This window comes from Ruegeria sp. A5, from assembly GCF_056543005.1.
This window is the reverse complement of sequence record NZ_JBQGAV010000002.1, coordinates 209,483-235,520: the sequence shown is the minus strand read 5'-3', so window position 1 is coordinate 235,520 and position 26,038 is coordinate 209,483. Positions and strand designations below refer to the sequence as shown.

22 protein-coding genes are annotated in these 26,038 nt (G+C 59.6%); 12 read left to right on the top strand and 10 right to left on the bottom strand.

Annotation, left to right across the window (positions count from 1 at the left end; translation table 11 throughout):
- The first annotated feature begins 39 nt into the window (after positions 1 to 39).
- The 3 genes from hrpB (at position 40) to ACR0AY_RS06900 (ending at position 4,699) form a co-directional block, all read left to right on the top strand.
- A complete protein-coding gene (gene hrpB / locus ACR0AY_RS06910) occupies positions 40 to 2,478 on the top strand; it encodes an ATP-dependent helicase HrpB (protein ID WP_170511317.1) in 2,439 nt (812 codons plus the stop codon).
- 194 nt (positions 2,479 to 2,672) lie between these two features.
- Entirely contained in the window at positions 2,673 to 3,131 is a 459-nt protein-coding gene (locus ACR0AY_RS06905) for an NUDIX hydrolase (RefSeq protein WP_170511319.1), read from the top strand.
- Positions 3,132 to 3,220: 89 nt separating this feature from the next.
- The gene (locus ACR0AY_RS06900; RefSeq protein WP_480453895.1) at positions 3,221 to 4,699 is read left to right on the top strand and encodes an inorganic phosphate transporter; all 1,479 of its coding nucleotides are present in this window, start codon (positions 3,221 to 3,223) and stop codon (positions 4,697 to 4,699) included.
- A 61-nt stretch (positions 4,700 to 4,760) separates the two neighbouring features.
- Here ACR0AY_RS06900 and ACR0AY_RS06895 read toward each other — a convergent pair whose 3' ends face one another.
- Positions 4,761 to 5,735 carry a 2-dehydropantoate 2-reductase gene (locus ACR0AY_RS06895; protein WP_170511321.1) on the bottom strand — a complete coding sequence of 325 codons (975 nt, stop codon included), beginning with the start codon at positions 5,733 to 5,735 and terminating at the stop codon, positions 4,761 to 4,763.
- 65 nt (positions 5,736 to 5,800) lie between these two features.
- Positions 5,801 to 6,766, bottom strand: coding sequence for a pirin family protein (locus tag ACR0AY_RS06890; protein WP_170511323.1), 966 nt, complete (start codon positions 6,764 to 6,766; stop codon positions 5,801 to 5,803).
- A 256-nt stretch (positions 6,767 to 7,022) separates the two neighbouring features.
- Between ACR0AY_RS06890 and ACR0AY_RS06885 the strand changes: the two genes are divergently transcribed.
- Both ACR0AY_RS06885 and ACR0AY_RS06880 read left to right on the top strand, forming a co-directional pair.
- Complete coding sequence (locus ACR0AY_RS06885; protein ID WP_170511325.1) at positions 7,023 to 7,511, top strand: peptidase associated/transthyretin-like domain-containing protein; 489 nt, start codon at positions 7,023 to 7,025, stop codon at positions 7,509 to 7,511.
- Positions 7,512 to 7,517: 6 nt separating this feature from the next.
- A complete protein-coding gene (locus ACR0AY_RS06880; protein ID WP_480453994.1) occupies positions 7,518 to 8,114 on the top strand; it encodes a ferric reductase-like transmembrane domain-containing protein in 597 nt (198 codons plus the stop codon).
- 27 nt (positions 8,115 to 8,141) lie between these two features.
- On the opposite strand, the gene ACR0AY_RS06875 is transcribed toward ACR0AY_RS06880, so the two are convergent.
- Genes ACR0AY_RS06875 through ACR0AY_RS06865 form a run of 3 tightly spaced genes read right to left on the bottom strand, consistent with a single transcriptional unit; the run spans position 8,142 to position 10,684 of the window.
- On the bottom strand, positions 8,142 to 8,486 hold the full coding sequence (locus ACR0AY_RS06875; RefSeq protein WP_170511329.1) for a tautomerase family protein: 345 nt from the start codon (positions 8,484 to 8,486) through the stop codon (positions 8,142 to 8,144).
- A gap of 56 nt (positions 8,487 to 8,542) precedes the next feature.
- Positions 8,543 to 9,469 (bottom strand): ornithine carbamoyltransferase, encoded by a 927-nt coding sequence (gene argF, locus ACR0AY_RS06870; RefSeq protein WP_170511331.1) that lies wholly within the window; start codon positions 9,467 to 9,469, stop codon positions 8,543 to 8,545.
- Positions 9,470 to 9,496: 27 nt separating this feature from the next.
- Positions 9,497 to 10,684 carry an aspartate aminotransferase family protein gene (locus ACR0AY_RS06865; RefSeq protein ID WP_170511333.1) on the bottom strand — a complete coding sequence of 396 codons (1,188 nt, stop codon included), beginning with the start codon at positions 10,682 to 10,684 and terminating at the stop codon, positions 9,497 to 9,499.
- 294 nt (positions 10,685 to 10,978) lie between these two features.
- On the opposite strand from ACR0AY_RS06865, the gene ACR0AY_RS06860 reads away from it, so the two are divergent.
- Positions 10,979 to 11,869: a DMT family transporter gene (locus ACR0AY_RS06860; protein ID WP_170397236.1), complete on the top strand. Its 891-nt coding sequence runs from the start codon at positions 10,979 to 10,981 to the stop codon at positions 11,867 to 11,869.
- Here ACR0AY_RS06860 and ACR0AY_RS06855 read toward each other — a convergent pair.
- Positions 11,851 to 12,654 carry an ABC transporter permease gene (locus tag ACR0AY_RS06855; protein ID WP_170397238.1) on the bottom strand — a complete coding sequence of 268 codons (804 nt, stop codon included), beginning with the start codon at positions 12,652 to 12,654 and terminating at the stop codon, positions 11,851 to 11,853. The genes ACR0AY_RS06860 and ACR0AY_RS06855 overlap by 19 nt on opposite strands.
- A gap of 126 nt (positions 12,655 to 12,780) precedes the next feature.
- Here ACR0AY_RS06855 and ACR0AY_RS06850 point away from each other — a divergent pair, with 126 nt between their 5' ends.
- Positions 12,781 to 13,350: a GcrA family cell cycle regulator gene (locus ACR0AY_RS06850; protein ID WP_170397240.1), complete on the top strand. Its 570-nt coding sequence runs from the start codon at positions 12,781 to 12,783 to the stop codon at positions 13,348 to 13,350.
- A gap of 214 nt (positions 13,351 to 13,564) precedes the next feature.
- On the opposite strand, the gene ACR0AY_RS06845 is transcribed toward ACR0AY_RS06850, so the two are convergent.
- The 3 genes from ACR0AY_RS06845 to ACR0AY_RS06835 all read right to left on the bottom strand — a co-directional run bounded on the left by ACR0AY_RS06845 (position 13,565) and on the right by ACR0AY_RS06835 (position 17,982).
- Positions 13,565 to 14,461, bottom strand: coding sequence for a hypothetical protein (locus ACR0AY_RS06845; protein WP_480453893.1), 897 nt, complete (start codon positions 14,459 to 14,461; stop codon positions 13,565 to 13,567).
- 175 nt (positions 14,462 to 14,636) lie between these two features.
- Positions 14,637 to 15,713: a T6SS phospholipase effector Tle1-like catalytic domain-containing protein gene (locus ACR0AY_RS06840; RefSeq protein WP_170511336.1), complete on the bottom strand. Its 1,077-nt coding sequence runs from the start codon at positions 15,711 to 15,713 to the stop codon at positions 14,637 to 14,639.
- Positions 15,691 to 17,982 carry a xanthine dehydrogenase family protein molybdopterin-binding subunit gene (locus tag ACR0AY_RS06835; RefSeq protein ID WP_170511338.1) on the bottom strand — a complete coding sequence of 764 codons (2,292 nt, stop codon included), beginning with the start codon at positions 17,980 to 17,982 and terminating at the stop codon, positions 15,691 to 15,693. Before ACR0AY_RS06835 ends, ACR0AY_RS06840 begins: the two co-directional genes overlap by 23 nt.
- Before the next feature lie 177 nt (positions 17,983 to 18,159).
- Between ACR0AY_RS06835 and ACR0AY_RS06830 the strand changes: the two genes are divergently transcribed.
- The 4 genes from ACR0AY_RS06830 to ACR0AY_RS06815 all read left to right on the top strand — a co-directional run bounded on the left by ACR0AY_RS06830 (position 18,160) and on the right by ACR0AY_RS06815 (position 23,993).
- Positions 18,160 to 19,059 carry a phytanoyl-CoA dioxygenase family protein gene (locus tag ACR0AY_RS06830; protein WP_170404230.1) on the top strand — a complete coding sequence of 300 codons (900 nt, stop codon included), beginning with the start codon at positions 18,160 to 18,162 and terminating at the stop codon, positions 19,057 to 19,059.
- A gap of 93 nt (positions 19,060 to 19,152) precedes the next feature.
- A complete protein-coding gene (locus tag ACR0AY_RS06825; RefSeq protein ID WP_480453892.1) occupies positions 19,153 to 22,314 on the top strand; it encodes a valine--tRNA ligase in 3,162 nt (1,053 codons plus the stop codon).
- 146 nt (positions 22,315 to 22,460) lie between these two features.
- Positions 22,461 to 23,621 carry a benzoate/H(+) symporter BenE family transporter gene (locus ACR0AY_RS06820; protein WP_170511342.1) on the top strand — a complete coding sequence of 387 codons (1,161 nt, stop codon included), beginning with the start codon at positions 22,461 to 22,463 and terminating at the stop codon, positions 23,619 to 23,621.
- A gap of 39 nt (positions 23,622 to 23,660) precedes the next feature.
- A complete protein-coding gene (locus tag ACR0AY_RS06815) occupies positions 23,661 to 23,993 on the top strand; it encodes a DnaJ family domain-containing protein (protein ID WP_170511344.1) in 333 nt (110 codons plus the stop codon).
- Here the strand turns inward: ACR0AY_RS06815 and ACR0AY_RS06810 are convergent, their stop codons facing one another.
- A complete protein-coding gene (locus tag ACR0AY_RS06810) occupies positions 23,994 to 24,776 on the bottom strand; it encodes a crotonase/enoyl-CoA hydratase family protein (RefSeq protein ID WP_170511346.1) in 783 nt (260 codons plus the stop codon).
- Between the two features lie 149 nt (positions 24,777 to 24,925).
- On the opposite strand from ACR0AY_RS06810, the gene ACR0AY_RS06805 reads away from it, so the two are divergent.
- The gene (locus ACR0AY_RS06805) at positions 24,926 to 26,035 is read left to right on the top strand and encodes a pyridoxal phosphate-dependent aminotransferase (RefSeq protein WP_170511348.1); all 1,110 of its coding nucleotides are present in this window, start codon (positions 24,926 to 24,928) and stop codon (positions 26,033 to 26,035) included.
- Positions 26,036 to 26,038: the final 3 nt, after the last annotated feature.

Genomic DNA, 26,038 nt, shown 5'->3' with positions numbered 1-26,038 from the left:
GACGCTGGACCTTGGCCGAGGCTTTGGCGATAAGGCGATATGACCCGGTTGCCCATTGATGACGCCATTCCCGATCTTCTGAACGCCTTGCGAACGCATGGGCGCGCGGTGCTGCAGGCGCCGCCGGGTGCGGGCAAGACAACCCGCGTGCCGCTTGAGATGCTACAGGCCGGTCTGTGCGAGGGCCGGATCGTCATGCTGGAGCCCCGGCGGCTGGCCGCCCGCGCCGCCGCCGAACGCATGGCCGAGACGCTGGGTGAACCCGTGGGCCAGACCGTGGGCTATCGTGTCCGTGGAGACGTGAAAGTTTCAAAGGCGACGCGCATCGAGGTTGTGACCGAAGGTATCCTGACACGGATGCTGCAATCCGAACCTGACCTGCCCGGCGTAGGTGCTGTGATATTCGATGAATTCCACGAACGGTCCCTGAACGCCGATCTTGGGCTTGCACTGTGCCTTGAGGTGACTGGAGCTTTGCGCGATGACCTGATCTTGCTGGCGATGTCCGCGACGCTGGATGCTGAACCGGTGGGCCATCTGATGAACGCGCCTCTGGTGACATCCGAAGGGCGCAGCTATCCGGTCGAGACCCGCTGGTTGGACCGGCCTTTGGCGCCGCAGGCGCGGCGACTGGACGCGCTGATCGATCTGGTGGTGCGAGCCGAACGGGAAACCAAAGGGGGCATGCTGGTGTTCCTGCCCGGTGAAGGTGAAATTCGGCGGGCCGAGGCGGCTTTGGCCAGCCGTCTACCCGACTCCTGTTTAGTGCGGCCTTTGTTCGGAGCACTGCCCTTTGCCGCCCAGCGTGCGGCGATTGCGCCGGTTAAGCAAGGTCGCAAGGTGGTTCTGGCGACGTCGATTGCCGAAACCTCGCTGACTATTCCCGATATCCGCGTGGTGGTCGATATGGGGCAAGCCCGGCGGGCACGGTTCGATCCCGGATCAGGCATGTCGCAGCTGGTGACCGAGCGGGTGACGCGGGCCGAAGCGACGCAGCGCGCAGGCCGTGCGGGGCGTGTGGCCGAAGGTGTCTGCTATCGGTTGTGGTCCAAGGGCGAAGAAGGTGCACTAGCCGCCTACCCGCCTGCCGAGATCGAGGCAGCCGATCTGACCGGGCTGGCGTTGGAATTGTCGCTCTGGGGCGCAGAACCGGGTGATCTTGCGTTTCTGACCGCGCCGCCCGAAGGCACGCTGGCTGAGGCGCGCGCGTTGCTCGCGATGCTGGGTGCCCTGGATGGCAAAGGCCGGATCACCGAACATGGGCGGGCGCTGGCGGCGCTGCCGCTGCATCCTCGGCTGGGGCATATGTTGCTGCACGCAGGACCTGAGGCTGCGGCACTGGCGGCGCTGATGGCGGAACGCGATCCGCTAAGGGGCGCTCCGGTCGATCTGTCTTTGAGGCTTGAGGTGCTGCGGGACGTGCGCGCGTTTCAGCGCAATCGGGTCTGGCAGGTCAACATGGGCGCGCTGGATCGGATCAAGGGCGAAGCAAAGCGGTTGCGCGCGCAATCTAAGGATGCGGGCGGTCTGAGCCCGGCAGCGATGGCGGCGCTGGCCTATCCCGATCGCATCGGACAGCGACGCAAGGGAGATGTCCCGCGTTATGTCCTGTCGGGTGGCAAAGGCGTCGTGCTGGAAGCCGGTGATACGCTGGCAGGTGCGCCATATCTCGTGGTGACGGATACGGATGGGAACCCGCGTGAGGCGCGTGTGCGCATGGCAGCGCAGATTTCCGAGGGGGAAATTCGCGATCTATTCGGCGATCAGATCGCGTGGGTCGACAGCTGCGACTGGTCGAAACGCGAACGCCGTGTGGTGGCGCGCAGGCAAGAGCGGTTCGGAGCGATCACGCTGGACGACCGCATCTGGAAAGATGTCCCCGGGGATGCATTGGCGCAGGCGATGTTGGACGGGGTGCGCGATCTGGGTGTGCGGCTGACCGGGGCCGCAGCGCGATTGGCCGCTCGGGTCGAGTTGATCCGCGCGGAAGGCGCTGATCTGCCGGACTTTTCGGAAACCGGGCTGATGGAAACGCTGGAAGACTGGCTGCTGCCGATGCTCTCGGGCGTGCGCAATGCCGATGACTGGAAGCGGTTCGACCTGCTGCCCGCGCTGCGCGCCCGGCTGGACTGGGACCAGATGCAGGAACTGGATCGGCGGGCGCCGGGCTCGTTTGTGACTCCGTTGGGCCGCAAGCTGCCAATTGACTATGGCGGTACTGTGCCCGAAATCTCGGTTAGGCTGCAAGAGGTATTCGGCGTTACGCAACATCCGGTGGTTGGGGGCGAGCCTTTGAAGATCACGCTGCTGTCACCGGCCCAGCGACCGATCCAGATCACCCGTGATCTGCCCGGATTCTGGGCCGGGTCATATGCCGATGTGCGCAAGGACATGCGGGCGCAGTACCCAAAACATCCCTGGCCCGAAGATCCAACTCAGGCGGATCCAACGCTGCGCGCGAAGCGGCGCAAAGGCTAAGTTGATCAGGTGGGCGTTGATAAGCCTCATTGGCGGAAACGGCGGAAAGCGCACAAATTGCTGCAAAAATACACGAAACACTGAAAGTTCAGGCCATATTTTGCGGTTATCCGAGGGCGGTATTGTTAACTCAGTAATACATGATTATGTAACTTCTTCGAATTACAAAAAGAATACGCCCGAGCAGGCCTGACATGACGACATGGATACGCAACATCTGGGAAGAGGTCGCGCGACCGCTGATCCAGCGCCCAAGCCGGGTGCAGGTTGCTGCGTTGTGTACCCGCAAGGCAGGTCCCGGTGACGACGTTCTGTTGATCACCAGTCGGGGCACCGGACGCTGGATTATCCCCAAAGGCTGGCCCATTGATGGGCTCAACGGGCCGGAAACCGCATTGCGGGAAGCCTGGGAAGAGGCTGGAGTGCGCGCGACTGAGGTGCAGAAAGATCCCGTTGGTCATTACTCTTACGACAAAAGGTTGGATGACGGCACGGCGTTGCCGGTTATCACCAGCGTTTATCGGATCGAGGTGACCGGACTGGCGGATGTATTCCCGGAATCCGATCAGCGTAAGCGCTGCTGGGTGTCCCCGAAGGTGGCCGCCGAACGCGTGCAAGAGCCGGAATTGCGCGACTTGCTACTGCAATTGTAACAATATTGTAAAAAACTGATGACAAAGGTTGCCGCGCCCATTGGAACCGTTTAGCGGCGGGCATCATTCAAAACAGCCGTTGTGAACCGATGTCAGACCACCCCACTAAAGCCCGTTGGCACGCACTGGACCGTGACCTACAGCGTATCTCGCGCGTTGAGCACGCCAATGCCCAAGTATCGCGTCCTCTGTTGGCCCCCGGAATTGCACTGGCCTTTATCGCGCTGGCAGGTTTGGCTGCAGCGCTTCTGTTCGGACGGGCCGATGGTGGCGTGATCGTTGTCGCAGCTGCGGCATTCGGCGCTTACATGGCGATCAATATCGGTGCCAACGACGTGGCCAACAATATGGGCCCGGCCGTGGGGGCCAATGCTCTGACCATGGGCGGAGCCATCCTAATTGCCGCCATCGCAGAAAGCGCCGGCGCGTTGCTGGCAGGGGGGGATGTGGTTTCGACCATCTCCAAGGGCATCATCGATCCGATGTCGGTGCAGAACAGCAATGTGTTCATCTGGGCGATGATGGCGGCTCTGATATCGTCGGCACTGTGGGTCAATCTGGCTACCTGGGTCGGGGCACCGGTTTCGACCACGCATTCGGTGGTCGGCGGCGTGATGGGTGCCGGCATTGCTGCGGCAGGCCTAAGTGCGGTGAGCTGGGGCACGATGAGCGCGATTGCCGCCAGCTGGGTGATCTCACCCGTTTTGGGCGGGATGATTGCAGCCGCCTTTCTGGCATTGATCAAACACAAGATCCAGTATCAGGACGACAAGATCGCGGCAGCGCGGCGCTGGGTGCCCATTCTGGTTGCCGTGATGGCAGGGGCGTTTGCCACCTACTTGTCGGTCAAAGGCCTGAAGCGGATCGTCAAAATTGATCTTCAATTTGCCCTTTTGATCGGTCTGACCTTTGGCGGCCTGGTCTGGGCTGCGACGGTACCGTGGGTCAAGCGCAAGTCTGAAGGGTTGGAGAACCGGACCCGGTCGTTGAAGACATTGTTTGGTCTGCCTCTGGTGATTTCGGCCACATTTCTGAGCTTTGCGCATGGGGCCAATGATGTGGCCAATGCGGTGGGTCCATTGGCGGCGATCGTGCATGCGGCCGAGTTCGGAGATTTTGCCACGAAAGTCTCGATCCCGACATGGGTCATGGTGATCGGTGCGTTTGGCATCTCGTTCGGCCTATTCCTGTTCGGTCCCAAGCTGATCCGTATGGTCGGCAGCCAGATCACCAAGCTGAACCCGATGCGGGCGTTCTGTGTCGCGCTATCGGCGGCGATCACGGTCATCGTCGCCAGTTGGCTGGGTCTGCCGGTCAGTTCGACTCATATCGCGGTTGGGGCCGTCTTTGGTGTTGGCTTCTATCGGGAGTGGCATGCAGAACGGCGGTGGAAATACTCGAACCGCCAGCGGCCGGCGGAGCTGCGACTGGCGCGCGAGGAACGGCGGTGGCGCAAGCTGGTGCGGCGGTCGCATTTCATGACCATCGTGGCGGCCTGGGTGATCACGGTACCGGCAGCGGCAGTGATGTCGGCGCTAATTTTCTGGGTTTTGACTGCGTTCGCTTGATCGGAATTTGCGAGGCTCTGCCTCGCGCTCCGAGGTATTTTAGGCCAGATGAAGAGACGGATCAGGTTATGATCTGGTCGACTGTGAGCGGCGTGTCCGGTGATTGGTGGATGAGTTGAGAGACTCGGCTATTGATCGGGGTTGGGATCGCGTACTGTTGGCCGAGTTTGATGATTTCGCCCTGTAGACTGTCGATTTCGGTCGGGCGACCCGCCGTCAGATCATAAGCCATCGAGGTGCGCGCGTTTGGGTCGATGGTCAGCATTTTTGCCGCAATTCGTGTAAAAATTGGCGTTGGCAGACGTAGAATGTGCGGTGTCATCCATGCGGGTAGTGGCGTTGTGGAGGTGGCCTCGATCTCGGCGACTTTCAAAACACGCTGCGCCTCGGCCATCTGATCAGCCATCAGGCGACGCCAGTTTCGGTCGAGCAGTTGGTTTTGCAAGGTCAGGCCGGACAATGCGTTCAATGCATTGTTGAGGTTGATCACCAGCTTACCCCATTGCACCGCCTCGATCTGGTCGCTTTCGCTGACGGGTAGATATGGGGCGCTTAGGCGTTCAGCCAGAGACCGGGAGCCACGCTCGATGACGATCTCACCCGATGTGGCACGGTGATAGGTTGCCGGGCCCGTCGGCACCACGTTGAAGGGCACCATTCCAGCCCGAACGTCGCGTCCGGGAAGAGCGGTGCGCAGGATGAGGGCGTTCTCGAGCCCATTCTGCCAAGACAGAACCGGGGCCGTTTCCGTGGCGTGTGCGGCGATCAGCGCTGCCATCTCGGCGGTCGCGCCTGTTTTTACCGTGACGATGACCAACTCGGCATCCCCGAGACAGGCAGGGTCTTCGCTGAGCGTGAGTTGTACGGCGGCGACGTGACGATGCAGGTTCGAGAAATCTGTCACCGTCAGCCCTTGTCCCCGGATGGCGTTCAGCACCCGCGCGCGACCCAGCAGCGTCACGCTGTGTCCCGCTGCGGCCAGCAATGCGCCGCAAAAGCAGCCAATGCTGCCTGCACCGGCGATGACAATATTCATGGCTAACCTCCGCTGTCCCTGCAAGGATCGCCGGGATCGTTCAACGGAGCCAGCGTGACGTGAGGTCAGACGCGGGCGCGTCTGGGTCGGGTGCGTTCGAGGTCTTCCGAGATCGGAATGAACTCCTGATCATCACCGGGCGGCAGGTGGAAGGCGCCGTTCGCCCAGTCGGCAGTTTTCCATTCGCGTGTGGCGGTTTCTATCTTCTCCTTCGAGGAGGAGACGAAGTTCCACCAGATGTAGCGATCTTCGTTCAAGGTCGCGCCGCCCAGCAGCAACAGCCGCGCACCCAGCGGTCCGGCCTTCACGGACAGGTGATCGCCGGGGCGGAAGACCATCATGCGACCCGCCTCAAAGCTGTCGCCTGCGATCTCGACCGAGCCTGTGGTGACATAGACACCGCGATCCTCGTGATTGTCGGGCAGCGGGAAGGAGGCACCCGGTTCGAGCTGGACGTCGAGATAAAAGGTCTCGGACAGCATGGTGACCGGGCTGGTTTCGCCATAGGCCGAGCCCAGGATGAGGCGGGCACTGACGCCTGCATCCTGAATATGGGGCAACGCGCCCTGTTTGTGGTGTTCGAAATCGGGGGCCATATCTTCGTGCGTTTCGGGCAGGGCGATCCAAGTCTGGATGCCAAACAGGCTGTGTTTCTTGCCGCGTGTTTGGTCACTGGTACGTTCGGAATGGGTCACACCACGCCCAGCGACCATCCAGTTGACCTCGCCGGGATAGATCATCTGATGCGTGCCGAGACTGTCGCGGTGTTCAAACTCGCCCTGATATAAATAGGTCACGGTACCCAGTCCGATATGGGGATGCGGCCGTACGTCAATACCGCCTTCGGTGATGAATTCGGCCGGACCCATTTGGTCGAAGAAGATGAAGGGGCCGACCAGTTGCCGTTTGACCGAGGGTAGCGCGCGGCGCACCTCGAACCCGCCCAGATCACGGACACGGGGGATGATCAGGCTGTCCAGCGACGGGTTCTCGGACCGGCAGTCGGGTGTATGGGTCGGATTCCAGCTCATTCTCGCTCTCCCTTGGGTCAGGATCTGGCTTGGGTTTCAATATGTTTGATTATGTGGAATATAGTATGATTTATTGTCGGGCATAGCGCATGAGTGCACATATACAGTGCACGATGGGCGGAAACGGCGGCAACGCTCACGTGACGGTGATGAAATGACCCGATCTTCAGACCAGCTTAACTCGGCTTTCGCAACAAACGTGCTAGATTGAGTGTCAGGCCAGACACCATGCCCGTTATCGAAAGGAGCCCTCTCGATGTCGCACGTTCTTCTTACCCGCCGCAGCGCGTTGGTTACGGCGGGCTGTTTTGCAGCGCTAGGCACGGCCGGGCTGACCACGCCCGCGCGGGCGCAGGGCATTGCACCGACCCCGTCCATGCGGGGCGGATCGAACAACTATCGCCCCGGCGCCCCTATTGTGCAGCGCATCGGCGGCGGAGGTTTCTGGATGACCGGCACCGTGCGCCGCGAAGGCGACGGAGCCCCCTTGCCCGGCCAGCGTATCCAGATCTGGGCGCATACGACCGAGGGGCACGAGCGCGACCAGCGCAGCCATGGGGCGACGCTGACGGATGCGAACGGTGAATTTCGGCTTGAGATGCCACAAATCGTGCCCGCCTTTGGCCAACCGCACGGGCATCTGGCCTATGACAGCGGCGAATTCGAAACGGTTTTCCTACGCCCGGTGATGTCGAGCGCGAAGGATAAAACGCTTGCCGCGCATTTCGTCTTACAGCCTGCCTGATACGTGTTGAGGCGCATACTGATTTGGGCAGCGTTGATTGTCGCCCTTCTGGTGCCGGTTATCGCGGCAGCATTCAGCCCTTATCTGGCGTGGCGCGAGCCGATCTACATCCTAGCCGGGTTTGCGGGCATCGTCGGGATGTGCCTTCTGCTGGTGCAACCCTTGCTGGCCGGACGCTGGTTGCCTGGGCTTTCACCTGTGCGCAGCCGCTTATGGCACAGGCGGTGCGGTCTGGCCCTTGTCGCAGCGATCGTAATCCATGTGGGCGGTTTGTGGATCACGAGCCCGCCGGATGTCGTGGACGCGCTTCTATTCGTATCAGCCACACCCTTTTCCGTCTGGGGTGTGATCGCGATGTGGACGGGTTTTGCTGCAGCAACGATGGGCGTTCTGCGCCTACGCCTGAACCTGCGATTTCGGCTCTGGCGTCTGGGGCACACAGGACTGGCGCTGGTAACCATTCTGGGCAGTGTCGTACACGCCCTGCTGATTGAGGGCACAATGGAGATCATGACCAAGATCGCATTGTGTGTGCTGGTAGTTCTGGCGTGCGTTGCTACGCTCGCCAGATTACGGGTCTGGGAAGTGTCCCGACGCGTTTAGTCCTCCCATACGCATACCGGGGCCGCGTCAGGCTGACAGGCGTTTGGCATAGGTCGCGCGATCTATTTCAACATCCCGCACGGTGATGCTGCCGACCGTGGGCGCAGACGCAGCCAGAACATTCAGAATGATCGCGTTCAACTCGGCGCGCGTTGCCTCATCTCGGCCTTGCAACAACAAGAGCGTGGCATGAATGAAGGTCTGCGGTTCGGTCCCGATGCGGAAATACGGAAACGAGGTGGCACGGATTTTGAGTGTTGGGGCATCGAATTCTTCATGCGCGGCGAGCACGGAATAGAGCTGCTCACAGATGGCTTGAAAATCATGAGTTTTTTCGAGCCCGGCAGAGAATTCCAGAGTAATGTGTGGCATTGGTTGCTCCGAGATTTAAGAGAGCCATCTATGGCTCTCCCAGATTGCTGTCGGCCTCAGACGCCCAGACACCAGCGCATCACGGCTTTTTGCGCATGCAGGCGGTTTTCGGCCTCGTCAAAGATCACCGAGTTCGGGCCGTCCATGACCTCGGATGTGGCCTCTTCTTCGCGGTGCGCAGGCAGGCAGTGCATGAACAACGCGTCTGGCTTGGCATGCGACATCAGCTCGGCGTTGACCTGATAGGGGCGCAGCATGTTGTGGCGGCGCTCCTTCGCGGATTGAGAATCGTGCATTGAGACCCAAGTATCGGCGACCACGAGGTCGGCCCCTTCAACAGCTTTGTGCGGGTCCCGTTCGATCACGATTTTCGAGCCCTTCTGGCGTGCAAGCCCCATGAATTCTTCTTCCGGGTCCAGCTGCGCCGGGCCGGTGAATGTCAGGTCGAAACCGAATTGACCGGCGGCATGCAGAAATGAAGCGCAGACATTGTTGCCGTCGCCGGTCCAAACGACCTTTTTTCCTGCGATGGGGCCGCGATGCTCTTCATAGGTCAGCACATCGGCCATGATTTGGCAGGGATGTGTACGATCGGTCAGACCATTGATGACGGGAACGTCCGAGTATTCGGACATCTCGGTCAGGATGGTTTCATCAAAGGTTCGGATCATGATCATGTCGACATAGCGCGACAGGACCCGTGCAGTGTCGGCGATGGTCTCGCCATGGCCCAGCTGCATGTCCTTGCCGGACAGCACCATGGTCTGCCCGCCCATTTGGCGCACGCCAACATCGAAGGACACACGGGTCCGCGTTGATGGCTTTTCAAAGATCAGCGCAACCATGCGGCCTGCCAGAGGCTGCTCGTCGTCCGGGGCAGCTTTGGGGCGCCCAAGGCGCGCCTGTTTCATCGCGCTCGCCTGATCGATCATGTTCCGCAGATCACCTGCGTTAGTTTTGTGGATATCAAGGAAGTGGTTCATTTTAATTCACTTTTTAATCAGGCGAGTTCAGGCCGAAGCCATTGCGTTTTCGACTTGTGCCGCAGTTTTTTCGAGGCGGATCAGGGCTTGTGCGATGTCATCCTCGGTGAGGGTCAGCGGCGGCAGCAGGCGGATCACGTTATCTGCGGCGGGAACCGTTATGACCTCGTTGTCATAGCCAGCGTTGACCACGTCGATATTGGTGGGCTTGCATTTCAGGCCTAGCATCAGGCCTGAGCCGCGCACCTCCTGGAATACTTCGGGGTGGTCCGCGATCAGGCCTTCGAGCTTCTGACGCAGCAGGCCCGCCTTGCGATTCACCCCTTCGAGGAAGGCCGGAGTGGCGACCTGATCGATCACCGCGCAGCCTACAGCGCAGCCCAGCGGGTTGCCGCCATAGGTCGAGCCGTGGGTGCCTGCCGTCATGCCGCTGGCGGCCTCTTCGGTGGCCAGAACCGCACCCAGAGGAAAACCGCCGCCAATGCCTTTGGCGACCATCATGATATCCGGCGTGATGCCGGCCCATTCATGGGCAAAGAGTTTGCCGGTCCGCCCAACGCCGCATTGGACCTCATCGAGGATCAGCAAAAGGCCGTTATCATCGCAAATCTGGCGCAAGGCTTTCAGCTCTGCATCCGGAACAGGGCGGATGCCGCCTTCGCCCTGAACCGGTTCGATCAGGATGGCTGCCGTGGTGTCGGTGATGGCGTTGGTGACGCCGTCGAGGTCTCCGAATGTCAGATGCACAAAGCCGGGAAGCAGCGGTCCAAAGCCTTTGGTCATCTTCTCGGACCCGGCGGCGGCGATACCCGCCGATGACCGGCCATGGAATGAGCCGTCGAAAGTGATGATCTCGACCTTCTCGGGCTGACCTTTGTCATAGAAATACTTGCGGGCCATTTTGACGGCCAATTCGCAGGATTCTGTTCCCGAATTGGTGAAGAACACCGTATCGGCAAAGGTGTGTTCCACCAGCTTGTCCGCCAGTGCCTGCTGTTGCGGGATGTTATAGAGGTTTGAAACATGCCACAGCGCATGCGCCTGTTCCGTCAGGGCCGCCACCAGCGCCGGATGCGCATGACCCAGCGCGTTTACCGCTATGCCCGCGCCCAGATCCAGAAAACGTCGGCCATCCGCCTCGGTCAGCCAGGCGCCTTCGCCCTTCACAAATGTCAGGGGCGCGCGGTTATAGGTCGGCAGAACGGACGGGATCATCGGATCATCCTTTTCGAATAGCTTGAGCCCTGTGAGTGATACACTGGGGCCATGGTCGTCAACTGATTTGGTGGGGTTTGCGCGGATTTGGACAGCGCAAATGGATCAAACGGGCCGATTATGCGGTCAGGCGTCGGCGTCGGAGGCGCAGGATATGTGCGGTATTGATCATGTGAGGCCGTATAGCGGGGTGCACCGGGTCTGAAAACCCCGTTTTTGCGATCGGGGCAAAAATCATTCTGAGACTGGGATTTACCGCTTGTCATTTACCCGACGCTGGCGCACGGCTGAACCATGACACCGATACGTCAGAATCCTGCCCTTGCGGCCCTGCTGATCCTTGCGGCCAGCGCCCTTCTCGCAGGGACCACATTGCTGGCGAAAGCACTGGGGACGGATGTGCTTGGCCCCGCCCTGCATCCGATGCAGATCAGCCATGGACGGTTTCTGTTTGCCTTTCTGGTAATCGTGACAGCCGTCGGCATCATGCGCCCCCGCCTGAGCCGCCCGCATTGGGGTCTGCATATCGGACGGACAAGCTTCGGCTGGCTAGGGATCACGCTGATGTTTGCATCCGTTGCTTTCATACCGATTGCGGATGCGACGGCGATCTCGTTCCTGAACCCGGTCTTTGCCATGATGTTGGCGATCCCGCTGCTGAAAGAAGGTGTCGGCCCGTGGCGCTGGTTGGCCGCCATCGTGGCCTTGATCGGTGCCTTGGTTCTGTTGCGTCCAACGCCCGCTAGCTTTCAACCCGCTGCATTACTGGCCCTGACCGCAGCAGTGATAATTGGGATGGAACTGATCTTTATCAAAAAGCTCTCGGGCCGAGAAATACCGATCCAGATTCTGCTGATCAACAATGCGATGGGTCTGACCATTGCGACAGTCGCGGTAAGTTTCGTTTTCCAGATGCCGACGCCTCAGCAATGGGCGGCGCTGGCCTCGATTGGTGTGCTAATGGCCTGTGCGCAGGCTTGTTTCGTCAACGGAATGGCGCGGGCGGATGCCTCTTTTGTGGCTCCGATCAGCTACGCTACGCTGATCTTCGCTGCCTTCTACGATTTCGCGGTATTCAAGGTGATACCGGATGGGATCAGCCTGATCGGCTCGGCCATCATCCTGACCGGAGGTCTGATTCTGGTCTGGCGCGAGGCGATACACCGTCAGGCCTTGAGCCGGTAGCCGGTGCGCAACATCTGCCAGGTCAATCCTCCAACCAACAATGTCGCGCTGGCGCAGATCGCCATGCCCAACCAAGGAGAGCTGTCGGACACGCCGATCATCCCATAGCGCAACCCGTCAATCAGATAGAAGACCGGGTTCGCATGGCTTAGCCGATTGAGCACTGGCGGTAGCGCCTGCACAGAATAGAAAGTGCCGGACAAGAAAGCCAAAGGCGTGACGATGAAGTTGGTGATCGCCGCCATCTGGTCAAACTTGTTGGCAAAAATCCCGGCAAAAAGCCCAAGCGCGCCCATGAACGCGCCACCTAAAACCACGAATATCAGTGCGATCAGCGGGTTCTGCGGCACGATGCCCAGAACCAACGCCAGAGCGATTGCGACAACAAGGGCGATCAGGATTCCGCGGGCGATGCCTCCGGCCAGATAACCCAACAGGATTTCCAGCGGCGATAGCGGCGGCATCAGCGTATCGACGATATTACCCTGAACCTTGGCGATCACCATCGATGACGATGTATTGGCAAAGGCGTTCTGAATCACGGTCATCATCATGATGCCCGGTGCCAGAAAGGTCAGAAACGGCACCCCCATCACATCCGGTCGGCTGGGACCAATGGCAATGTTGAAGATCAGCAGGAACAGGCCTGCCGTCACCAGCGGTGCCAGCAGGGTCTGCGTCCACACGGCCAGAAAGCGCAGGGTTTCGCGCTGCGCCAGTGTATAGAGGCCCATCCAATTCACCGCGCCAAAGCGGCGTGCGTCGTGATCCATGAGATTATGCATGCTCTGCCCCATACCTGATTCGAAGACCGCTTGTAACTCGGGCCGCAGTGTTTAGAATAGGGCGCTGAGATGATTTCCCAAGGCGGCCCGAATCCGGGGCCGCTTTCCGCTTTTGAAAGGCAAATGATGTCCTGGACTGACGAGCGTGTAGAGCTGCTGAAAAAGATGTGGGGCGAGGGCCAGTCGGCCAGCCAGATCGCCAAGGAACTGGGCGGCGTGACCCGCAATGCGGTGATCGGCAAGGTGCACCGTCTGGGTCTGTCGAATCGCGCCACCGGTGCAAGCCCGGCAAAGGCCGAGCCTAAGGAAAAACCGGCCCCCGCGCCCAAGGCCGAGGCCAAACCGAAACCGACACCCAAGACTGAACCGGCCCGTCCGGTGCCAGCCCCCGAGGCCAAACCGGTCACCCCGGCCCGTCGCCAGATCATACCCGCCGGCCAGCCGCTGCCTCCGCAACCGTCGGCCAATGAGATCAGCCCCGAGGCTTTGGCCAAGGTCAACGAGATTGAAAAGAAGGCCAAGAAGCTGTCTTTGATGGAGCTGACCGAAAAGACCTGCAAATGGCCTGTCGGCGACCCCGCGACCGAGGATTTCTGGTTCTGCGGCCTGCCCGTCGAGGCAGGCAAACCCTATTGCGAAGCGCATGTGGGCGTGGCGTTCCAGCCGATGAGCTCGCGTCGCGACCGTCGGCGGTAACTGCGAACGCGAGAACCTAAACCATTACTAGGGAACGTGAAAAGGGCGCAGGCGTTTCGCCACGCCTCTTACCGGAAGCGCTGCATAGTCGGGAACAACACAAGGCGTAACGAGCTCTTACAAAGAAAACACCCTCGCTGAAAACTGCGAGGGTGTTTTAGACTGGAACGCCGGCTGTGCGGGACAAACCGGCCGATTGATGCGCAAAGCGCGTTCAGCGTGTATTGACGACAGGCGGATTTTTGCAACGGCCCAGACAGTAGTGAACTCCCTCGGCCGCGCCAGAATCAAGCTTTTCAGGCACAATTGGTCCCGGGAACATCATATCGACACAGGCATCCGGATTGGACTTAAAGTAATTCCTAATGCGCCAAGAAGCACCCGAGGTTTTCGTATAAGCCCTCCATCGAATAGGGTCCTTGTCATCTTTCTCGTTGGCTTCCCAATAATTAACGATTTCGATATTTGCACCATGCGCATATAGTTTGCGGTCAAACCCTTCTGCCATGCCTTTCGAAACTTCGAGGCCGGTGGCCTGCGCCGCATCTGGGAACACGTTGTCCTCGTTGGTTAAGTCCTTTTCATCGACCAACGCAGAGGTGGCCTCGATATGGAAATACTGGTATCGGACCTTCTCATTGTTGTTCTGAGGATTGGCTATGATTGTACGCATGATCACGCATAGGCGCAAATTGCCATCTTTGTAGTGATAGCCCGGAATATTCGCATGGAGGCATTCATCTAGGATCTGACCCTTTACCTTTACATCCCATTTGTTTTGCGTGTTTCTACCTCCTTGCGCGGTTCGAAGAAGAGCTCTGCCGGTGATACCGGACAAACTATCTTTGAACGCACGGCCGCCCCAAATACTCTCGCGGCGCTTAGCACAATTCGCAATGTTCTCTCTCGCGCCACAGTTCATTACAGTTTTGAATTGCTGATCCGTCAGATCGCGTACCGAAACCATTTTGGGATTTCCGGCCCCAAGTCCGCCAACCATGAATTTCTGATCTGGTACATTTTTGAAATCGATTGATCTGACTGTCTTCGGGGGCTTTACCGTTGGTGCACAAGCGCCTAGGAGAATTGCAGCAGAAATGGTCGCGGTCATGATCGAAAGGAATTTTCGCACCTTTGGCTCCAAATAATTGTATCCAATGTGGCACAATAACATGGAAATGGCGCGCAAACGAAGTTTTTCTTGGAAAGCACGAATGGCGCAAAAGGGCTCGAACCTGACATTGAAGTGCCGGTGATCTTGGAACCGCTGGTATATGACTAGCCTTTCACTGCGCTGGATGTGACGGCAAATCCGGCATCGGAACCCAGCCGGGCAGTTCATCGGGTGAGACCGAGACATGCAACTTTTCTGACCGGTCGCGCCCCACCTTTCGATGCTTGCGCAGCAGGAAAATCTTACCCCAGCCGCGCCATGTGCCCACGGATTGCGCATGCGGATCGGTAGGGAAACGGTCGCGCCAGCCCTCGGGCAATGGCAGGCCGTGCAGCTCGGCCTTGTCCAGCATCCAGATCAGGGAGATGTTGCTGAGGGGGCGGGCCTCTTCGAACCCGTTCAGCTGGCCGCCAACATCGCCGTGGGTGCCGCGGAACCAAACCTGCTCGATATGGCCTTTGAAGTCAGGCGTGCATTTCCACAGCACCGGCTCGAACACCTCGCGGGTCTCGTCCAGCGCCATGGCGTGATAGCCGTGGCGGGTGGCAGGGCCAAGCTGGTGGTTGTGGAAGGCATGGCGTTCCTCGGCCCAGCGCCAGAGCAGCGGCAGGCGCAGGCCCAGCGCCTTGACCGTGTCCCAGACGCCGACCATCTCGATGGCGACATCCTCGTGACAGAACTCCCGACGAAAGACCGCCGCCGCTTCGCCATTGGCGTTACATTCATAGTGTCGATAGGCCTGTTTGATATTGCGGACAGTGGCGTGTTCGGCCTTGAGCAACCCGATAGCATCGATCACGCCCGCAAGGCTGCGGACCCCGTATGCGCCGCGTGAATAGCCGATGAAAAAGATCTTATCACCGGGTTTGTAACGCGAAGCCAAATAACCATAGGCCCGACGAATCTGACGGTTGATACCCCGCCCCATCATCACGTCCATAGTCGACTTCCAGCTTTCCCACTGCACGCCGGATTCGTAGAAAACCGAAACCTGGCTGCCCATCTCGCAGCACAGGCGCAGGGTCTGGCCCGCGTGGGTTTCCCGCCCTGCTTCCAGCGTCGACATGGTGCCGTCAAGAATGATGACATGGCTGACAGGTTCGCGGTGGCGCGTTTCGGCCGAGTGCTCGGACCGCAGAGGCCGTCCGAGCCATCCCAGTACCTTTCTACTCAGCCGCGACAGAACCATGCGTCAACAATTCCCAAACTTTGTGAGGTGTGAAAGGCATATCCGCCTGCCGCACCCCGTGATCCCAGAGCGCATCCTGTACCGCGTTCGCCACTGCGGCCAGTGCGCCCACGGTGCCTGCCTCGCCACAGCCTTTCATCCCCATCGGGTTGGCGGTTGACGGAACCGGCGCCGAGGTAAACTCTATCATGGGTATCTCAGCAGCGCGGGGCAAGGCGTAGTCCATGAACGAAGCCGTGAGCAGTTGCCCCTCGGTATCATGAACAACATGCTCGGTCAGTGCTTGGCCGATACCCTGCACTACCCCGCCATGCACCTGCCCCTCGGCCAGCATCGGGTTGATAAGATTGCCGAAATCATCCACCACCGTGTAGCGGTCGACCCATGTTTCACCAGTGAAAGAATCGATAACGACTTCGGCAACATGTGCACCATTGGGATAGCTGCGTGCATCTAGCGTAGCGCGGGCTTCGTGCTGCAACAGATCGGTGCGCCCGTCAGCGCGCGCCATCTCGGCCGCCTCGGTCAGCGTGGGGGTCAGGTTGGACCCCGGCGCGCGGAAGGTTTCATGGTCGAAGGTCACATCGCTTTCCTCGACCCCCATCTTATCCGCAAGATAGGGCGTGAATGCGGCGATCATCGTATCAACTGTGACCAGTGTCGCGTTGCTTTGGGTCGTGACCGAGCGTGATCCGCCGGTTCCGCCGCCCTGCGCCAGCCTGTCCGTGTCGCCTTGCACAACATTGATCAGGTGCGAAGGAATCCCTGTCTGGTCCGATAGGAACTGGGCATAGACGGTCTCGTGCCCTTGCCCATTGGACTGAGTGCCGACATAGAGGTTCACCGTTCCGTCCTCGCAAAACTCGATCTTCGCGCCTTCGGAAGGGTCTCCCAAAATACTTTCGATATAGTAACAAAGCCCCTGCCCCCGGATCAGGCCGTTTTCCGCATCCGCCGCTTTGCGGGCCTCAAAGCCCGTAGTCTGTTCGGCGGCGCGGCTGAGGACCATGTTGAACTCACCCACATCATAGGTTTCGCCGGTTGCGGTCTTATAGGGGAAGGCTTCGGGTCGGATGAAATTCTTGCGCCGCAACTCCCACGGATCAATCCCCAACTCACGCGCAGCACGGTCCATGACGCGTTCCAGCACATAGATCGCCTCGGGTCGCCCGGCACCGCGATAGGCGTCGACCTGCGTGGTGTTGGTGAAGAATCCTTCGACCCGCAAGTAGGTGGTCTGAACATCGTAGACACCCATCAAAACCTTACTGAACAGGCTGGTCTGGATCGCCTGCGCGAAATGGCTGTTATAAGCGCCAAGGTTGATCTTGCTGTGGACCCGGTAAGCAGTGATCTTGTGATCGGCATCAAAGGCGAGCTCCGCCAGTGAGGTCAGGTCGCGGCCGTGGTGATCGGACAACATCGCTTCGGACCGGTCCGACATCCAGTGCACCGGCTGGCCCAGTTTCATGGCAGCAACAGCAACGGTGAAATATTCGGGATAAGGCATCGCCTTCATACCAAATCCGCCGCCGACATCTGGCGTAGTGACGCGGATCGCCTCGGGGTCCAGTTTCAGCTTTTGTGCCAGTTGCGCTTTCATCCCCCAGACACCCTGCCCGCCATATGAGAAATGCATACGGCCATCCGACCAATCGGCCTGACAGCCACGCGGTTCGATCGAGCTCACGATGACCCGGTTGTCATGCACGTTCAGCGCGACGGTGCGCGCCGCTGCCTGAAAGGCGGCATTGGTCGCCTTCTCATCACCCAAGCCCCAGTCAAAGGCGCGGTTGTCGGGGGCTTGTGGATGCAAAGGTTCGCCACCCGCAGCGACATCCATCTTGACCGGCAGGTCTTCGGTTTCCATCCAGATCAATTCGACTGCATCGCGGGCCTGTAACAACGAGTCGGCAATGACGACCGCAACGGGTTCTCCGACGAAACGCACGCGGTCCTTGGCCAGCATGTTCCGCTCAGACGCAGCGCCTTGACTGCCGTCGCGGTTGGCGACTGTAGTCGCGTTCATCACCGTATCGATCCCGGCAGCAGTCAGATCTTCCAGCGTCATGACCAAGCGCACCCCATCCGCTGTACGTGCATCTTCAAGGTCCAGCGACGTGATCGTGGCATGCGCCACCGGGCTGCGAAAGAATGCTGCGAACAGCGCATTCTCGGGCACAGAATCGTCCATGTATTGCCCCTGCCCGGTCAGAAACCGCTGGTCCTCGGTCCGTTTGATGGGCTGGCTTTTGCCGAATTTTTCCATGGGATGATCCTCTGGCTGCCTGAATGCGCGACCCTAGCGTGAAGCAGGACCTTGTCCAGTGGCTGAGAAAATTAACCCCGCACGGTCTGAAAGCGACATTCATGTCTGGAAACAGCGTTGCGCGCCGATCTGGGCCGCGCCTAGGCTGAACCTAAATTCAGTCGAGTGGAGGTTTCCATGCCCAAAGAAATCAAGCTGACGAATGGCCGATTGGACAGCCAAAGTGCCGAGGCCTATTGGGATGATGGGTTTATATTTCCGATCCCCGTGTTCTCTGCCGCAGAAGCCGCCGGGTACCGTGCCGAGTTGGAGGATGTCGAGGCCAGCTGGCGCGAGGCTGACCTGCCGCTACCCCTGAACATGTACAAACGCATCAACGCGCATGTGGTGATGCCATTTGCCACTCGCATCGCGTTGGATCCGCGCGTTTTGGACGTTGTCGAAGGTGTTTTGGGCCCAGACCTGCTGTTGTGGTCAGCTGAGCTGTTCATCAAGGAACCGCGCACGACGCAAGTGGTGGGCATGCATCAGGACCTGACATATTGGGGTATGGGTGAAACCTCGGACCAGTTGACCGCCTGGATCGCCCTGTCCCCTGCGACGGTTGAAAGTGGCTGCATGGATTTCGTGAAGGCCAGCCACAAGAACCCGATCCTGCCGCATAATGATACGTTCTCCGACAACAACCTGCTGTCGCGTGGGCAAGAGGTGGCAGTCGATGTCGCGGAGGAAGACAAAACCCATATCGAGTTGCAGCCCGGCCAGATGTCGCTGCACCATGGGCTGACCATTCACGGGTCAGGGCCGAACGTATCTGATGATCGTCGAATTGGCCTGGCTATCCGTTATCTCAACCCCAATGCGCAGCAGAAAGTGGCGGATCGCGACTATGCCATTCTGGCGCGGGGCGAGGACCGGGTGGGGAATTTCATCCATATCCCTGAGCCGACCGAGCTGTTTGCTCCTGAGGCGCTGGACCTGCACGCGCGCATCCGCAGCGATCAGGCCAAGGCGATGGGGCAAGGGGCCAGCGAAAAGCTGGATCTTTATGCGCCCGCCCCGTCAAATCCCGGCTGATCATTGCAGGACCGCCGCGCAGGGCCTTCCCCTTCCTGCGTCCATTCGCTATTGCAGGCGCTGACCCGATATTGTTGACGCAGGACGCATCCCATGGCGATGGAAAAGACATTCAACGCGGCCGAGGCCGAGGCCCGCATCTATCAGGCCTGGGAAACGGCCGGAGCCTTCAAGGCAGGCGCGAACAAATCGCGCGACGAGAGTTTTACCATCATGATCCCGCCACCGAACGTGACGGGTGCGCTGCATGTGGGCCACGCGTTCAACAACACACTGCAGGATATTCTGACCCGCTGGCACCGGATGCGCGGGTTCGACACGCTATGGCAGCCCGGTCAGGACCACGCTGGTATCGCTACGCAGATGCAGGTGGAAAAGATGTTGGCCAACACCCAGCAGCCGGGACGTCGTGAGCTGGGACGTGAGGCGTTTCTGGACAAGGTCTGGGAATGGAAGGGAGAATACGGCGGCACGATCATCGAGCAGCTCAAGCGTTTGGGCTCCAGCTGCGACTGGTCGCGTAATGCCTTCACCATGGCAGGTGCGCCGCGCGACCCGCGTACAGGTCATGAGAACTCGCCGAACTTCCACGACGCGGTCATCAAGGTCTTCGTCGACATGTACGAAAAGGGCCTGATCTATCGCGGCAAGCGGCTGGTCAATTGGGACCCGCATTTCGAGACCGCGATTTCGGACCTTGAGGTCGAGAATATCGAAGTTGCGGGCCATATGTGGCACTTCAAGTATCCGCTGGCGGGCGGTGAGACCTATACCTACGTCGAGAAAGATGAGGACGGGAATATCGTGCTGGAGGAAGAGCGCGACTATATCTCGATCGCCACGACTCGCCCCGAAACCATGCTCGGCGACGGCGCAGTTGCGGTTCACCCATCCGATGAGCGCTATGCGCCCATCGTCGGAAAACTTTGCGAAATCCCGGTAGGCCCGAAAGAGCATCGCCGTCAGATCCCGATCATCACCGATGATTACCCTGATCCAGATTTCGGCTCGGGCGCGGTGAAAATCACCGGTGCACATGACTTCAACGACAATATGGTCGCCAAGCGCGGCGGCATTCCAATGTATCGCCTGATGGACACCAAAGGCGCAATGCGCGCCGATGGTGCGCCTTATGCCGAAGAGGCGGACAAGGCGCAGGAATACGCGCGCGGGCGAGAGTTCACCGAGAACGAGATCGACGCGATCAACCTGATCCCTGATCATCTGCGCGGCCTCGACCGGTTCGAGGCACGTGCGAAGGTGGTTGAGGAGATCACTGCAGACGGTCTGGCTGTCATGACTCGCGCGGATGATCAACGTCTGGGTTCGACCGCTTTAAAGCCGGAACACGAAGGCGCGGACAAGCTGGTGCCGCTGGTCGAAAGCAAACCGATCATGCAGCCCTTCGGCGACCGCTCGAAAGTCGTCATCGAGCCGATGTTCACCGACCAATGGTTCGTCGACGCCGCCAAGGTCGTCGGCCCTGCGCTGGACGCGGTCAAGGACGGCACGGTCAAGATCATCCCCGAGTCGGGCGAGAAGACCTATTACCACTGGCTGGAAAACATCGAGCCGTGGTGCATCTCGCGCCAGCTGTGGTGGGGGCATCAGATACCGGTTTGGTATGGCCTCGATCTCTCGGCTGAGAATTTCAAGGACGACGAAAACGACGGCGACCTTGATTTGGTCGAATTGGGTCGTTTGCTGAACGAAGGCGGCATGCTGCATCGTGGCAATGTCATGGAATGCGCGGCAAGCCTTGAGGCCGTTACAGAGAAATTCCTCGACGACAATGCCAATATACCCAGCCCGCTGAGCCACGCGACGGTCATCGAAGTTGCCGATAAGCAGGAAGCGATCCATCAGTTCGCCGAAAGCCTTGCTCAATACGCAGTCGAACAAGACCCGACCAAGCTGGTCTACCCGGTCTGGCGCGACCCCGACGTACTCGACACATGGTTCTCTTCCGGCCTCTGGCCTATCGGCACGCTGGGCTGGCCTGAAAAGACTGAAGAGTTAGAGCGCTATTTCCCAACCGATGTGTTGATCACCGGCTTTGACATCCTGTTCTTCTGGGTCGCGCGGATGATGATGATGCAACTGGCCGTAGTGAACGAGATCCCGTTCCACACCGTCTATCTGCACCAGCTCGTCCGCGACGAGAAGGGCAAGAAGATGTCCAAAACCACCGGCAACGTGATCGACCCGTTGGAGATCGTGGACGAATTCGGTGCTGACGCGCTGCGCTTTACCAATGCCTCGATGGCGGCTATTGGCGGGGTACTGAAACTGTCGCGCGAGCGCATCACAGGTTACCGTAACTTCGGCACCAAACTGTGGAACGCTGTCCGCTTTGCCGAGATGAATGAGGTCTTCACCGACGCTGTCCCGCAACTGGACGTGGCTGACCTGAAACCCAAAGCCGCCGTGAACCGCTGGATCATCGGTGAAACCGCCCGTGTGCGGGAAGAGGTCGACGCGGCATTGGAAAGCTATCGTTTCAACGACGCGGCCAACGGGCTTTATGCCTTTGTCTGGGGCAAGGTCTGCGACTGGTATGTAGAACTGTCGAAACCCCTGCTGCAAGGCGATAACGCCGAGGCACAGGCCGAAACCCGCGCCACCATGCGCTGGGTTCTGGATCAGTGCATGGTTCTGCTGCACCCGATCATGCCCTTCATCACCGAAGAACTCTGGGGCCTGACCGGCACGCGGCCCAAGATGGTCGTGCATGCAGACTGGCCAACCTATACGGCGGCTAACCTGATCGACGCGGATGCGGATCGCGAGATGAACTGGGTGATCTCGGTGATCGAAAACACCCGCTCGGCCCGCGCGCAGATGCGAGTTCCTGCTGGCCTATACGTGCCGATGCTGGTGACTGAGATTGACGCGCACGGCCAAGCTGCATGGGACCGCAACGAAGCGCTGATCAAACGTCTGGCGCGGATCGACAGCCTGACCAAGGCGGATGAACTGCCAAAGGGCACGATCTCGATTGCCGCCCCCGGTGCCTCCTTTGGCCTGCCACTGGCGGACATCATCGACATTGGTGCGGAAAAGGAACGGCTGGAAAAAGCCAAAGGCAAGTTGGCCAAGGAACTCGGCGGTCTGCGCGGGCGCCTGAACAACCCGAAATTCGTGGCATCGGCCCCGGAAGAGGTTGTTGCGGAAGCCAAAGCTAACCTTGCCGCCCGCGAAGAAGAAGAAGCCAAGCTAAACGAAGCTCTCGCCCGTTTGGCTGAAATCGCCTGATCTTTTTCCTGCTGCTGACATATTGAAATCGAACCTCACCACCCAACCGGCGGTGAGGTTTTTCTTTACCCTCAGAGCTTTCCCCTTGTTCACGCCACGCCCCGCTTGTTAGCACTTCGACGACACAACCTGGCGAGGCACTGACGATGCGATCTTTCCCTCCAATGCAGACCGTCTCAACCGGGTTGGTTGTGGCCATTGTCGGGTTCTTCAGCTCGTTTCCCATCGTATTGCAAGGGTTGGGCGCAATGGGAGCTTCATCGCAGGAAGCCGCCTCGGGTCTGATGAGTGCGGCGATTGCCATGGGGCTTGCAGCCATCGTCCTCAGCCTGCGGTACAAAATGCCGATCAGCGTTGCGTGGTCGACCCCGGGGGCCGCTCTGTTAGCAGTCTCGGCCACCCCGGTCGAGGGATTTTCAGGCGCGATTGGTGCGTTCCTGTGCGCCGGAGCATTAACGGTTCTGGCAGGGCTGTGGAAGCCGCTGGGACGATTGGCAGCAGCAATTCCCACAACACTGGCGCAAGCAATGCTGGCAGGTGTGCTCTTGCCACTATGCCTTGTGCCCTTCAAGGCGGCGATCGAGATTCCATGGCAGGCGTTGCCGGTGATCCTGACGTGGTTTGTCGCGGGCCGTTTCAATCGGTTGATCGCAGTTCCGGCAGCTGTGGTCACGGCGGCTATCATTGTGTCGCTGAACGCAGGAGATGCCCAATTGATGCCGGATCGTTTGATCGCGGCTCCGATCTGGACCATGCCATCATTCTCGGTCGCGTCGGCCATCGGGATCGGCGTACCGCTGTTTATCGTCACGATGGCGACACAGAATATCCCCGGCGTCGCGGTGATGCGCAGCTTTGGCTTTGATCCTGTTCCCGGCCGGTTGTTTTCATCCGTCGGTGGCGCAAGCATGCTTTCGGCCCCTTTCGGGGCGCCCGCAACCTGCCTGGCCGCAATCACCGCAGCGATGTGTTCCAACGAGGAAAGCCACCCCGAACCGGCGCAGCGTTATTGGTCGGCAATCATGGGTGGCGTGTTCTACTGCCTCTTCGGTATCTTTGCCGTGGCGATCACCAGTTTTGCCGCCCATGCCGACCCGCTGCTTATGGGCACTCTGGCAGGTGTGGCCCTGATCGGGGTCCTGGCCAATGCCATGCATGCCGCACTGGACGTCCCTGTCGAGCGCGAAGCGGCTATTTTGACACTGGCCATCACAGCCTCTGGAATAACGGTTTTTGGATTGGGCGCGGCAGTCTGGGGGCTGTTGGCTGGGGGTATCGCATATCTGGCAACAAACCGAGTGCGCTGAGCCCTTTCATCAGAACCCCTCAGGCGGTAAAATGAGCGCATGTTCGGATCGCTTGGAAAACTGATTGAACGCCAGATCAAAAAGGCGCAGGCCGAAGGCCAACTGCAGGGTCTTGAAGGCGAAGGTGCCCCGTTGCCCGACCGCTCGGGCGAGGCACAAGGCGATCCCGCCATTGCTGCGGGTCATCGGATCATGGCGCAGGCCGGAGTGCTACCCGAGGAGTTCGACATCAAGAAACAGCTCGACGCCGCCCGCAAGGAGTTTGCAGCGCTGACTGACAATCAGGACCGCAGGGCCGCAATGGCAAAGATTGCTGATCTTGAGATGCGATACAACATGGCCCGCGATGCACGGCGCGCATTCATGCGGTGATCATTTGAACTCGGGCTTTCGGCCCTGCATCTGTGCCATGACAACTTCCATTTGATCCGACTTACCGATCAGGTCGACCTGTTCGGTAGATTCGGCCAACAGCACATCAGCACGGTCACGGGTTTCGGCCACACCAATCAACCGTTTGGCGGCGCGGATGGCGGACGGGCTTTTACCCGCGATGTCCTCGGCCAGCGCCAGCGCTTCGGTCAGGGGATCATCCGACAGTTTGGTAACAAGCCCCCAATCTGCCGCCTGAGGCGCTCCGATAGGGCGGGCGGTATAGGTCAGCAGGCGCAGCACGTCCGAGCGCACGAGCTCTGGCAGCAGAACCATGCCGCCCATGTCGGGGATAATGCCCCATTTCATCTCCATCACTGCCAGCTTGGCTTCGGGATGCGCGATGCGGATGTCAGCACCCAGCGCAATCTGTAGCCCACCGCCATAGGCGACGCCTTGAATAGCGCAGATCACCGGCACCGGGACGCGCCGCCAGATCAAGGCAAGTTCCTGCATTTCGTTGGCATCTTCGTGGCTGCGGGTCATCAGCCATTCGCTTGGGTCTGTGTGCGCCATGCTGGCAAAGCTGGCCATATCGAGCCCAGCGCAAAAGCTTTTGCCTTCCCCCGATAGCACCACGGCGCGAATGTCGGCTGCGGCGACCTCTTGACCGGCCGAAAGGATCGCCTTGATCATCGCATCGTCCAGCGCGTTCATCTTGTCGCCACGGGTCAGCGTGACACGTGCGATGTGGTCTTTGTATTCGATGGATACGCGGGACATGGGACCTCCGGGGCGTGTTTTGTTGTGTAAACATGCCAGCAAGACGCCAGCAGCGCCACAGCGACGTCAGGGCAAACCGCACATCCGAAGCCTCCTTTGAACTTCTGGCAAGGCTTGCCCCGCCTGATCGGTTGCGCTTATCTGCGGCCATGACTGGTCCTCGTTATACCCCGCTTGCCCTCACCCTGCCCGCGACCGTGCCTTTTGTCGGCCCCGAAACGCAGGAGCGCCAACGTGGCGCGCCCTTCGTGGCCCGGATCGGTGCGAATGAAAGCGTGTTTGGCCCGTCCCCGCGCGCCATCGATGCAATGCAACGGGCCGCAGGCGAGATATGGATGTATGGCGATCCCGAGAATTACGAACTACGCCATGCGCTGGCGGTACATCATGGGGTTGCGCCTGAAAATATCGTGGTTGGCGAAGGCATTGACGGGTTGCTGGGCTATCTGGTGCGCCTGTTGGTTGGTCACGGCGATGCAGTTGTGACTTCGGATGGAGCTTATCCGACTTTCAATTACCACGTGGCCGGGTTTGGTGGGGTATTGCACAAGGTCCCCTACCGCGACGATCACGAGGACCCGACGGCACTGTTCGCCAAAGCGGCGGAGGTAGACGCCAAGTTGGTCTATCTGGCCAACCCGGACAACCCGATGGGAACATGGCATTCAGGTGAGGATATCGTGTCCGCTCTGGAGGCTTTGCCAGAGGGCTGTTTGGTGGTTCTTGACGAGGCATATGTCGAATGCGCGCCCGAGGGGACCGCTGCACCTGTCGCTGCTGATGATTCACGTGTGATCCGGATGCGAACGTTTTCCAAGGTTTATGGCATGGCCGGGGCGCGGGTAGGCTACGCTATCGGCTCGCCCGAGTTGATTGCGAGCTTCAACAAAGTGCGCAACCATTTCGGCATGAACCGAGCCGCGCAGGCAGGGGCGTTGGCCGCGCTAAAAGATGAAGATTGGCTGACGCATGTGCAGCAAAGGATTGCTGGGTCCCGGAACCGCATCGAAGAGATTTCACGGTCGAATGGTCTGGTGCCTTTGCCGTCTGCGACAAACTTTGTCGCGATTGATTGTGGGCGCGATGGGGTGTTTGCCAAGGCCTTGTTGGACACGCTCGTTGAACAAGGCGTGTTCGTGCGGATGCCATTTGCCGCGCCCCAGAACCGGTGCATTCGGGTCAGCTGCGGAGGTGAGGCGGAAATGGCGGCGTTTGAAGCTGCTCTGCCCACGGCCTTGGCAAAAGCCCGAGCCTCGTAAAGG